The 10,749-nt window shown below is 65.8% G+C and carries 9 protein-coding genes; 6 read left to right on the forward strand and 3 right to left on the reverse strand.

Annotated features, from left to right (window positions below; translation table 11 throughout):
• Positions 1 to 31 precede the first annotated feature (31 nt).
• Positions 32 to 589 carry a DUF4019 domain-containing protein gene (locus tag ABE493_RS13515; RefSeq protein WP_346499434.1) on the forward strand — a complete coding sequence of 186 codons (558 nt, stop codon included), beginning with the start codon at positions 32 to 34 and terminating at the stop codon, positions 587 to 589.
• A gap of 210 nt (positions 590 to 799) precedes the next feature.
• Positions 800 to 1,978 carry a 5-demethoxyubiquinol-8 5-hydroxylase UbiM gene (gene ubiM / locus ABE493_RS13520; protein ID WP_346499435.1) on the forward strand — a complete coding sequence of 393 codons (1,179 nt, stop codon included), beginning with the start codon at positions 800 to 802 and terminating at the stop codon, positions 1,976 to 1,978.
• 315 nt (positions 1,979 to 2,293) lie between these two features.
• Here the strand turns inward: ubiM and ABE493_RS13525 are convergent, their stop codons facing one another.
• Entirely contained in the window at positions 2,294 to 2,557 is a 264-nt protein-coding gene (locus ABE493_RS13525) for an RNA-binding S4 domain-containing protein (RefSeq protein WP_346499436.1), read from the reverse strand.
• A gap of 195 nt (positions 2,558 to 2,752) precedes the next feature.
• Here ABE493_RS13525 and ABE493_RS13530 point away from each other — a divergent pair, with 195 nt between their 5' ends.
• The 4 genes from ABE493_RS13530 to ABE493_RS13545 all read left to right on the forward strand — a co-directional run bounded on the left by ABE493_RS13530 (position 2,753) and on the right by ABE493_RS13545 (position 8,534).
• The gene (locus ABE493_RS13530) at positions 2,753 to 4,747 is read left to right on the forward strand and encodes a DEAD/DEAH box helicase (protein ID WP_346499437.1); all 1,995 of its coding nucleotides are present in this window, start codon (positions 2,753 to 2,755) and stop codon (positions 4,745 to 4,747) included.
• Positions 4,748 to 4,985: 238 nt separating this feature from the next.
• Entirely contained in the window at positions 4,986 to 6,611 is a 1,626-nt protein-coding gene (locus ABE493_RS13535) for a GGDEF domain-containing protein (protein ID WP_346499438.1), read from the forward strand.
• Positions 6,612 to 6,665: 54 nt separating this feature from the next.
• Entirely contained in the window at positions 6,666 to 7,388 is a 723-nt protein-coding gene (locus tag ABE493_RS13540) for a pseudouridine synthase (protein ID WP_346499439.1), read from the forward strand.
• Positions 7,389 to 7,469: 81 nt separating this feature from the next.
• Positions 7,470 to 8,534: a GGDEF domain-containing protein gene (locus ABE493_RS13545; protein WP_346499440.1), complete on the forward strand. Its 1,065-nt coding sequence runs from the start codon at positions 7,470 to 7,472 to the stop codon at positions 8,532 to 8,534.
• Positions 8,535 to 8,711: 177 nt separating this feature from the next.
• Here the strand turns inward: ABE493_RS13545 and ABE493_RS13550 are convergent, their stop codons facing one another.
• Both ABE493_RS13550 and ABE493_RS13555 read right to left on the reverse strand, forming a co-directional pair.
• On the reverse strand, positions 8,712 to 9,632 hold the full coding sequence (locus ABE493_RS13550; protein WP_346499441.1) for a DMT family transporter: 921 nt from the start codon (positions 9,630 to 9,632) through the stop codon (positions 8,712 to 8,714).
• 46 nt (positions 9,633 to 9,678) lie between these two features.
• Positions 9,679 to 10,506: a DUF72 domain-containing protein gene (locus ABE493_RS13555; RefSeq protein WP_346499442.1), complete on the reverse strand. Its 828-nt coding sequence runs from the start codon at positions 10,504 to 10,506 to the stop codon at positions 9,679 to 9,681.
• Positions 10,507 to 10,749 lie beyond the last annotated feature (243 nt).

Below are 10,749 nucleotides of genomic sequence, written 5' to 3' on the forward strand. Positions count from 1 at the left end.
CCGTTCAACTGAAAGCGTCATGGAGAGAGCTATGCGATCCAGTTGTTTGTTGATGGCGTTGTCCTTGGCCCTGCCTGCAGCAGGCGCTTTCGCGCAGGCCCCGGCAGCGGCGCCTGCCCCCGCCGCCGCACCGACGCGGCCAGCAGCACCGGCGGCGGTCTCGGCTGCAGCACGGCCGGCACCGGCGCTGAACGCGGCGCAGCAGGCGCAGGTGGCCAAGCAGGACGCGGAGATGACCGCTGCCGCACAGCGCGTGGCGCAGCTGGTGGACAACCAGCAGGCCGCTTCGGTGTGGGACGGGGCGTCTGCTGTCGCGCGCAAGGCGGTGACCCGCGATGTGTTCGCCAACAACGTCAATGCCGACCGCGGCAAGCTTGGCGCGCTGGTATCGCGCGGCAAGCCCTCGATCACCCGCGTGCAGTATCCGGCCGGTGCCTCGGTGCCGGAAGGCATCTATTTGAATGTCAGTTTCCCCACCCGTTTCGCCAACAACGCGCAGCCGGTTCGCGAGCTGGTGTCGTTCCGTCTGGATGAGGACAAGGTGTGGCGGGCGTCGGGCTATAGCGTGCGCGCGGCCTCGGCCAACTGAGCGCGACTGCGGGCGACTTCGGTCAACCGAGCGTAATTGCGGGCGGTCTTGGCCAACTGAATACATGTAGAGGTAGTGCACACGGGCGCCGCGAGGCGCCCGTCGTGTTGTGGCCGTAGTGATGGGTTGTTGCCGTGTACCTGATCTGGATCAATGAATCCTTACTTCAGTCTGCTTACGCTGCCGGTGGTAGGCATAACGGAGCAGGACATGCGCAAGCTGGATGTAGTGGTGGTGGGGGCTGGCCCGGCGGGTTTGAGTCTGGCCCGCAGTCTGGCCGGCAGCGGTCTGTCGCTGGCCCTGGTCGAGCCGCAGCCGCTGGCGGCGTTGGCCGAGCCGGCCTTCGACGGCCGTGAGATCGCCTTGACCCATGCCTCGCGGCAGATCATGCGCAGCATGGGCCTGTGGCAGCGCATTGATCCGGCGCAGATATCGCCATTGCGCAGCGCCAAGGTCATGAACGGCAGTTCGCCGTTTGCGCTGGGGTTTGCCGCGCAGGGCGAGGGCGTCGATGAGCTGGGCTGGTTGATTCCCAATCACCTGATCCGGCGCGCGGCCTGGGAGGCGGTGCAGGAGCAGGCCGGGCTGGAACTGATCGACGGCCGTTCGGTAACTGCGATCGACGCCGGGGATGCGTACAGCACGGTGACCCTGAGCGACGGCAGTTCGTTGGGGGCGCGGTTGGTGGTGGCGGCCGACAGCCGCTTCTCGGCGACCCGGCGGATGATGGGGATCGGGGCGCAGATGCGCGACTTCGGCAAATCGATGCTGGTCTGCCGGATGCAATGCGAGCGGCCGCATGAACACGCCGCCTGGGAATGGTTCGGTTACGAGCGCACGCTGGCGATGTTGCCGCTGCCGGATAACCAGGCCTCGGCGGTGATCACCATGCCGCAGCAGCAGCTGCAGCATCTGCTGGCACTGGATGATGCTGACTTCGGCCGCACCGTCAGTGGCTATTTCGAACGGAGGCTGGGAGCGATGACGCCGGTCGGTACGCGCCATGCCTATCCGCTGGTGGGGGTGTATGCGCACCGCTTTGTCGGCAAGCGCTATGCGCTGATCGGCGATGCGGCGGTGGGCATGCATCCGGTCACCGCGCACGGTTTCAATTTCGGCCTGCAAAGCCAGCAACGGTTGGCGCGGCTGCTGCTGGACGCGGCCCGCGGCGGTGGCGATATCGGCGCGGACAGCCTGCTGGCCAGTTACCAGCGCGGTCACCGCTTGGCGACGCGGCCCCTGTATGAGGCGACCAACGCCATTGCCGGCCTCTACAACGACAGCCGTCTGCCGGCGCGACTGCTGCGCGGGGCGGCGCTGCGGGCCGCGCATGGCGTGGTCCCGTTCAGAAAGTTGATTGCCGGGCACCTGACCCAGGCCCGGGCGTAGCGAATCTAAGCTCCCTCCCTTTCGCGCAGCGAAGGGGAGGGTTGGGGAGGGGTAGCTTCTGAGGCTTTGGGAGATGTCGGCTTCGCGGCTGACGCCGCTCCCACAATCCCTATTCCTGCCGGTCCTGCCTGCTGATGGGGCGAGGGAGGTCCCCTGCCGAGCATGGCTCGGCACTACGCTCCGCATGGCTGGGCACTACGCTCCCTCCCTTTCGCGCAGCGAAGGGGAGGGTTGGGGAGGGGTAGCTTTTGAGGCTTTTGAAGTAAAACCAGCTTCGCGATTCATGGCCTGGGGCCACTCCGCGCCGCGCCGGCATTACTCGTCTTCGTCTTCCTCATCATCGTGGTGGCCATCCGGGTCCGGGTCGGCAAGCACGTTGATGCGGATATCGCCCAGTACGACCTGCTGGCCGCCACGGACTTTGCAGGCCTTGCGCAGTTCGACCACGCCATCGACCGTGACCTGGCCCTCGCTGATGATCATTTTGGCCTCGCCGCCGCTGGTGACCAGATCGGTCAGCTTCAGCAACTGCTTCAGTTCCACATAGTCGCGGTCAAGTTCGAAATCGATGGTTTGCATGGTGATTGCCGGTAAAAACGGGCACTATTGTGCGCTAAACAGTGGCCGCCCGGGGGCGTATGGCCGCTGGGCGCAGCCGTTGCTGTGTTCGCCAGCTGAACGGAAATCACGCCCCCCGCGACAGCAGGGCGCTTTAGAGCGCACAATACACGTCTTTTCGCCCGCCCGTTCGCGGCGGTGCCCCCGGAGTTACCCATGTCCCAAGATACCCCCGCGCCGCTGCTGTTTGCAGATCTCGGCCTGTCCGAGCCTGTGATGAAGGCAGTGGCCGAAGTCGGTTACGAGACCCCGTCACCGATCCAGGCTGCCACCATTCCAGCCATGCTGGAAGGCCGTGACGTGCTCGGCCAGGCGCAGACCGGCACCGGCAAGACCGGCGCCTTCGCGCTGCCAGTGCTGTCCAACATCAATCTTTCCGCCACCAAGCCGCAGGTGCTGGTGCTGGCGCCGACCCGCGAGCTGGCCATTCAGGTCGCCGAGGCGTTCCAGACCTATTCGGCATCGATGCCGGGCTTCCGCGTGCTGCCGGTGTACGGCGGCCAGCCTTACGGCCAGCAGCTGTCGGCCCTGCGCCGCGGCGTGCACGTCGTGGTCGGTACCCCGGGCCGCGTGATCGATCACCTCGATCGCGGCACCCTGGACCTGTCCGAGCTGAAGACGCTGGTGCTGGACGAAGCCGACGAAATGCTGCGCATGGGCTTCATCGACGACGTCGAAGCCGTGCTGAAGAAGCTGCCGGAAACCCGTCAGGTCGCGCTGTTCTCGGCCACCATGCCGCAGCAGATCCGTCGCATCGCGCAGACCTACCTGCGTGATCCGGTGGAAGTGACCATCCAGTCCAAGACCACCACGTCGGCCAATATCCGCCAGCGTTACTGGTGGGTTGCCGGCATGCACAAGCTCGACGCGCTGACCCGCATCCTGGAAGTGGAAACCTTCGACGCGATGATCATCTTCGCGCGCACCAAGGCCGGTACCGAGGAGCTTGCCAGCAAGCTGCAGGCGCGTGGCCTGGCGGCAGCCGCCATCAATGGCGACATGCAGCAGGCGCAGCGTGAGCGCACCATCGCCATGCTGAAGGAAGGCAAGCTCGACATCTTGGTTGCCACCGACGTGGCTGCCCGTGGTCTGGACGTGGAGCGCATCAGCCACGTGTTGAACTACGACATCCCGTACGACACCGAAAGCTACGTGCACCGTATTGGCCGTACCGGCCGTGCCGGCCGCAGCGGCGACGCGATCCTGTTCGTGACCCCGCGCGAGAAGGGCATGCTGCGCCAGATCGAGCGCGCTACCCGTCAGCCGATCGAAGAAATGCAGCTGCCGAGCGTGGATGCGGTCAACGACCACCGTGTGACCAAGTTCATGGACCGCATCAGCCAGACCGTGGCTGCCGGTGGCATTGAGTTCTACCGTGACCTGCTGCAGCGCTTCGAGGCCGAGCAGAACGTGCCGGCCATCGATATCGCCGCTGCACTGGCCAAGCTGCTGCAGGGTGATTCGCCGTTCCTGCTGACCCCGCCGTCGCGTGAGCGCAGCGCACCGTCGTTCGAGCGTAATGAGCGCAACGAGCGCAATGAGCGTCCGTCGCGTGACGGTGGCTTCCACCGCCGTGATGACCGCAACGCTGACCGTGGCGAGCGCCCGGCCCGTTTCGAGCCGCGTTTCGAACGTGCCCCGCGCCAGGATGACGGCGAGCGCGCACCGCGTCCGCCGCGTGGCGAAGGTGACTTCGAGTCGCGTCCGCGCCGCGAAATGCCGCCGCGCAGCGCGCCGGAGTTCGGCATGGAGAGCTACCGCATTGAAGTGGGTCACACCCATGGCGTGAAGCCGGCCAACATCGTTGGCGCGATTGCCAACGAAGCCGGCCTGGAAAGCCGTTTCATCGGCCGCATCGACATCCATGACGGTCACTCGGTGCTGGATCTGCCGGCAGACATGCCGACCGACGTCCTGCAGCACCTGAAGAAGGTGTGGGTCTCCGGCCAGCAGCTGCAGATGCGCAAGCTTGAGGCGGGCGAAGACCAGGGCGGCGCCGCGACGCCGTTCAAGCCGCGCTTCGACAAGGGTGACGGCAAGCCGGGTGGCCCGCGTCCGGGTGGCCCGCGCGGCCCGCGTCCGGGCGGCCCAGGTGGCCCGGGTGGTTCGCGTCCGGGTGGCTTCAAGCCGCGTGGCCCGCGCAACTACTGATCCAGTCAGTCCAATGCATCAACAGACAACCCCGGCGCTGCCGGGGTTGTCTGTTTTGGCCGTTTGCCGGGCTGCCAGGACAGGCCGGGGCAACAAGTTCAAGCCGCGACCGCCTTCACGTACTGCTTGCGCCGGGTTATTGCGATAATGCGGCGTATCCGCGTCGGGGAACGCGAAAGGGAAGGTCATGGAAGAAGCGGGAGGGGCGGTTGCTGGCAGGCTCAGGCGTGGATGGACCGTGCTCGTTCTGCTGGCGCTGTGCCTCACGGTCTGGCCAGTGCTGGGCGCAGCGCAACCGCTGCAGGTTGACCGTGATTACCTGATAGCCGGTGCCGCAACCTCCGAACAGGCGCCGCTGCGTGCCTGCAGTGCCGAAGCCTTGGCGCGGATGCGGCCGGCGATTGAAATCGCCGCGCCCCCTGGGGGCTGGTCGGGTGCGCCACAGGGCGTGGGCGTTTTCAACGTCTTTGCCGGCGAGGTGATGATTTTCCATGGTGACCGCCAGGTCTGCGGCGACATGCAGGATGCGCGTACCCGCGACTCCCGTTTCCGCGCCGGCGTCGGCCTGGTGGTGGTGCCCAAGCGCGGCACGGTGGAACCTATCCGGGTGGCCTGGGAGTCACCGCTGAAGCCGCGCTGGATCCCTACCGTGCATCTGGGTGCGCCCAGTCCGCTGCAACAGCAGGACACCTTGCGGCTGGTGGTCCGCACCGCCTGCGTGGCCATCGCATTGGCATTGGCGTTGTCGGCGTTGATGGGGTTTGCCACCACGCGCGGGCGCGATTTTCTGACCTACACCCTGGTTTGTGCGCTGCTGGTGGTCTGGCAGGCCGTGTTGAGCGGGCTCAGCGGCTATCCCGAGCCATGGCTGCCGGTGGGCCGGCATGCGCCGGTATGGATGGTCGCGGTGTCCGCGCTCAGCTATGCGGTGATGGGCTGGGTGCTGTGGCGCATGTGTGGCGGGCGCTGGGTGCTGCGCGGTTCGCGTCGCTGGATGCAGGGGCTGATGATCGTGTTGGGGCTGGTGGCGTTGGCGGCACCGCTGATGACATGGCCGGTGCTGGCGTGGATGGGGGTGGCGCTGGACGACCTGTTCACGCTGATCTGCATGGTGTCCGTGGGTATCGCCATCGTCGCGTTGCGGCGAGGCTACTTCCAGGCGCTGGATGGCCTGGTGGCGGTGATTCCGCTGCTGGTGATGGCGCTGGCCGACCTGATGGACAGCCGCCTGCTGGTGGAGTTCAGGGTGGAGGCCATCCAGGTCTCGGTCACCTGGTTCCTGATGATGTCGGCGTACTCGCTCAACCGCAGCCTCAGCCAGTTGCGCCGGCAGCGCGATGAAATGCGTGAGCTGGCCGATACCGACACCCTGACCGGCCTGCCCAACCGCCGCGCCGGCCTGCGCCAACTGGAACACTATATGGCCCAGGCCAAGGCCGCCGGGCAGCCGCTGTCGATCGGCTTCCTGGATATCGATCTGTTCAAGCAGATCAATGACCACTACGGCCACGATGGCGGCGACGAGGTGCTGGTGTCGGTGGCGGGAACCTTGTTGACCGGCGTGCGCAGCCGCAGCGACGTGATCCGCATGGGCGGCGAGGAGTTCCTGATTCTGTTGCCGGGCATTGGCGCTGATGCTGCGCGGCCGCGGCTGGAGCAGTTGCGCGAAAAAGTGACCGCCCAGGCGCGTGGGCTCAAGCACGAAGGCCTGGTAGTCACGGCCAGCATCGGCCTGGCCGAGCTGCAATACCGCGACAGCGACGTGGCCGGGCTGCTGCGGCGTGCCGACAACGCCATGTACCGGGCCAAGCGCAGCGGCCGTGACCAGGTGGTGGACGCACGCGATATCCAGGAAGTGGCCTGAACGCAGCGTCTGTGCCCGCTGTTCCCGCTGCGGGCGATGGCGGATAATTCGCCGATGACAATCCGAATCAACAAGCACATTGCCGAAACCGGCTTCTGTTCGCGCCGCGAGGCCGACCGCCTGCTCGCCGCCCGTCGCGTCACCGTCAACGGCATCGTCGCCGGCACTGGCGCCGTGGTGGGCGAGGGCGACGAGGTCAAGGTTGACGGCCAGCCGTTGCGCGCCCGTGCGGTGCAGAAGAGCACCGGCCGCCGCCACGTCTATATCGTGCTGAACAAGCCGGTGGGCATCACCTGCACCACCGAGAGCGCGGTCAAGGACAACATCGTCGAGTTCGTCGGCCATGAGCAGCGCATCTTCCCGATCGGCCGCCTGGACAAGGATTCCGAAGGGCTGATCCTGTTGACCAGCAATGGCGATATCGTCAACCAGATCCTGCGCGCCGAGAACGGCCACCAGAAGGAATACCTGGTCGCGGTCAACAAGCCGGTCACCGATGAGTTCCTGCGTGGCATGGCCCGTGGCGTACGCATCCGCAACGAGACCACGCTGCCTTGCCGTACCAGCCGCATCGGCAAGTACGGCTTCCGCATCATCCTGGAGCAGGGCTTGAACCGGCAGATCCGCTTGATGGCGTCCGAGTTCGGCTACCGCGTCAATCAGCTGCGCCGCGTGCGCATCGACAACGTGAAGATCGGTGCCTTGAAGCCGGGCCAGTGGCGCAACCTGAGCGAACAGGAACTGCACGGCCTGCTGCCGCAACAGCAGCAGTGGTGAAGTGTGACGCGCTCACCGCGCCTTGCGTGGTGAGCCGCTAGACTCTGCAGCGCTCACCATCCTGCCGCTTTGGACTCGTGCATGATCAAGCCCGCATTGCCTGCCAATGAAGCTGAACGTCTTGCCGCGCTGCAACGCTATCGCGTGCTGGACACCGCACGCGAACAGGAATTCGATGATCTGGTGACCATCGCCCGCACCATCTGCGGCACGCCGATGGGCGCGGTGACCTTGATCGACCGTGACCGCCAATGGTTCAAGGCACTGCAGGGCCTGGATGCGGAACAGACCCCGCGCGAAGATGCGTTCTGCGCCCACACCATTCTCAAGCCGGAAGAGCTGATGGTGGTGGCCGACGCCCGCCAGGACCATCGTTTCAGCGGCAATCCGTCGGTCCTGGGTGACCCGCATATCCGTTTCTACGCCGGCGCGCCGCTGCTGAGCAGTGATGGCTATGCGCTGGGTTCGCTGTGCGTGTTCGACTCGGTGCCGTCCGATCTCGGCGCCCCGCAGGCCGATGCCCTGCGCGCGCTGTCGCGGCAGGTCAGCCGGATGATGGAAATGCGCCTTTTACGGCTGGAAATCGACCATCACCAGGACGAGCACGACTGGTACGAGGCACGCTTGATCGAGTACTACCAGCAGCTTGAACAGGCCAACATGGAGCTGTCCGAGCAGACCCGGACCGACCCGCTGACCGGCTTGCCCAACCGGCGAGCCTTGGCCGCCGCGCTCACTGAAGCCATCGGGCGTACCGGCGAGGCTGCACCGGCGGTGGCAATCGTCGATATCGATCACTTCAAGATGGTCAACGATATTCACGGGCACGGCGAAGGCGACCAGGTACTGACCGAACTGGCCGCCGTGCTCAAGTCGCAATTCTCCGCGCGCGGCATGGCTGCCCGCTATGGCGGCGAGGAGTTCGTGATCCTGATGCCGGATACGCCGCTGCAACAGGCCGAGCTGCAATGCGAATACCTGCGCGAATCAGTCAGCCTGCTGCCGATTGGCCTGCCGATCACGGTCAGCATCGGCCTGGCCGTGCACCGCGCTGGCGAAGCCCCGGGTGAAACCCTGCGCCGTGCCGATGCCGCGCTGTATCAGGCCAAGGCCCAAGGCCGCGACCGGGTGGTCGTGGCGAGCTGAGTAGCATTGCGTAACCGGTCTTCGTAGCCCGGGTAGGCGCAGCGCACCCGGGAACACACGGTGGCGCAGACATCACGTTGTGCGCGTGAGACTACCTGGCCGAATCACCTTGGCTCATGCCTGAAGCAACCGCCGGGTGCGCTGCGCTTACCCGGGCTACCACGGCCGACCAACCGATCAGATCGAGCCGGTACTTGCCGCTGCCGGGCGCAGGCGATTGAGCAGGGGGTGCAGGAACACGCCGCCAAGGATGATCGCCACGCCCAGATAGAACTGCGGCGTCAGCTCGTGCTGCTCGCTGAGGAACAGCATCGCCAGCAGGATCGCGTAGACCGGTTCCAGGTTGGTGACCAACTGCACCGTGTAAGCACTCAGGTGCTTGAGCGCCACCAGCGCCAACGCAAACGGCAGCAGCGTGCACAACCCGGACAGGGCCAGCAGTAGCAGGCCGTCGTGCAGGTTGGGCAGCACCCACAGGTCGCTGGCCAAGGCTGGCAGCAGGAACGGCAGTACCGGAGCCAACAGGGTCAGCGTCAAGGTGCCTGCGCCCAATTCCACGGCAGTGACGGTCAGCGGATCGGCATGCCCGACCATGCGCTTGTTGAGCGAACCGAAGAGGGCAACCAGCAATGCAGATGCGGCACCTACCGCCACGCCCAGACGCATGCCATCGGGTACACCACCCACCACCAGGGCCACGCCGGGCAAGACCACCACGCCCAGCGCCAACTCACGCATCTGGAACGGGCGTCGCGCGATCCATGGTTCGATGATGGCGGTGAATACCGGTGCCAGCGCGATGCAGGTTGCCGCCACCGAGGCGTTGGCCAGCTTCACCGCGCCATAGAAGGTCAGCCAGTGCAGCGCGACCAGCGCACCGATGCCGGCGTAGCCCAGCGCCAGCCGCAGGTTGAGGCTGGACAGGCCGCGCCACACGCGCGGCAGCAGCGCCAGCATCGCCACCACCAGCAGCATGCGCCACCACACCAGCGGCAGTGCCGGCAGGGTGATCAGCTTGCCGAGGATGGCAGTGACACCCCATAACAGGACGCAGAAATGGATCTGCAACAAGGCTTTGCGGTTGTCGTTGGTCGGCATCGCGCTATTGTCGCTGATGCCGGGGGCAATCGCTGCAGCGCGGGCTTCAGTTTTTGTCGACCAAGGCCTGCAGTGCGCGTGCCGCCGCCGGGTTGCGGTGCTTGGCGGCGCTGATGAAGTAGAGGAAGACCTCGCGCGGCTTGGCCGGCGCCAGCGGTGCGGTCAGGTGCGGTAGCTCGGCCACGTCCTTGCCCGCCCGCCAGCTGTGCACATGCTTGGCCCACTGCCGCAGTTCAGTGGCCGGGTAGCCGCTGGCATGTTCATCGCGGCTGCCCATCAGCCGCGCATAGACGAAGTCAGCGGACAGGTCGGCGGCATTGGGATGGTCGGTGGAATCCGTATAGACCAGCGCGATGCCATGCTGGCGGATCAGCGCAATCAGTTCGGCATCAAAGCAGTTGGGGTCGCGGACTTCCAGCGCATGCCGTTGGCGGCGGCCGTTGACCTGCTGCGGCAGCAACTGCAGGAACTCGGCGAGATCGTCGCGGTCCAGCGTGCGCCCGGTTTCGAACTGCCAGACCAGCGGCCCCAGCCGGTCGCCGAGATGGCCGATGCCATCGATGAAGTCGTCGATCTGCCCGCCGGTACCAGCCAGCTTGCGCGCAGTGACAATGCGCTTGGGCGCCTTGGCCGAAAACACGAAGCCTTCGGGCGTGGCATCGCGCCAAGCGGTGTAGATATGCGGTTTCTGCGCACCGTAATAGGTGCCGTTGATCTCGATGCTGGTCAGCTGCTGGCTGGCGAACTCCAGCTCACGGCGCTGCACCAGCCCGACCGGGTAGAAGGTGCCGCCGCGCCAGGGCACATAGGTCCAGCCGCCGATGCCGATGTGGACGCCGGGTGCATGCGCGGTGCTGGCAAACAGATCGTTCAAGGCAAGGCCCTGTTGTTGTGGGGGCGGCCTGCGCCGCGTAGTAGACAATGTAACTGCACAAGGTAGTGCCGAGCCATGCTCGGCAGAAGCTTTACCAGCGTTCCAAACGCTATGTGGAACGCCTCTGTAGTGCCGAGCCATGCTCGGCAAAAGCTTTACCGGCGTTCCAAACGCTACGTGCAAAGCATCTGTAGTGCCGAGCCATGCTCGGCAGGAGCTTTACCAGCGATCCAAACGCTACGT

This window comes from Stenotrophomonas terrae (genome assembly GCF_039674165.1).
Lineage (GTDB): Bacteria > Pseudomonadota > Gammaproteobacteria > Xanthomonadales > Xanthomonadaceae > Stenotrophomonas > Stenotrophomonas terrae_A.

Bases quoted from the DNA above. Each gene is read 5' to 3' on its own strand.
- ABE493_RS13540 (WP_346499439.1), top strand. From the start codon at position 6,666: ATGACAATCCGAATCAACAAGCACATTGCCGAAACCGGCTTCTGTTCG.
- ABE493_RS13545 (WP_346499440.1), top strand. From the start codon at position 7,470: ATGATCAAGCCCGCATTGCCTGCCAATGAAGCTGAACGTCTTGCCGCG.
- ABE493_RS13530 (WP_346499437.1), top strand. From the start codon at position 2,753: ATGTCCCAAGATACCCCCGCGCCGCTGCTGTTTGCAGATCTCGGCCTG.
- ABE493_RS13550 (WP_346499441.1), bottom strand. From the start codon at position 9,632: ATGCCGACCAACGACAACCGCAAAGCCTTGTTGCAGATCCATTTCTGC.
- ABE493_RS13515 (WP_346499434.1), top strand. From the start codon at position 32: ATGCGATCCAGTTGTTTGTTGATGGCGTTGTCCTTGGCCCTGCCTGCA.
- ubiM (WP_346499435.1), top strand. From the start codon at position 800: ATGCGCAAGCTGGATGTAGTGGTGGTGGGGGCTGGCCCGGCGGGTTTG.
- ABE493_RS13525 (WP_346499436.1), bottom strand. From the start codon at position 2,557: ATGCAAACCATCGATTTCGAACTTGACCGCGACTATGTGGAACTGAAG.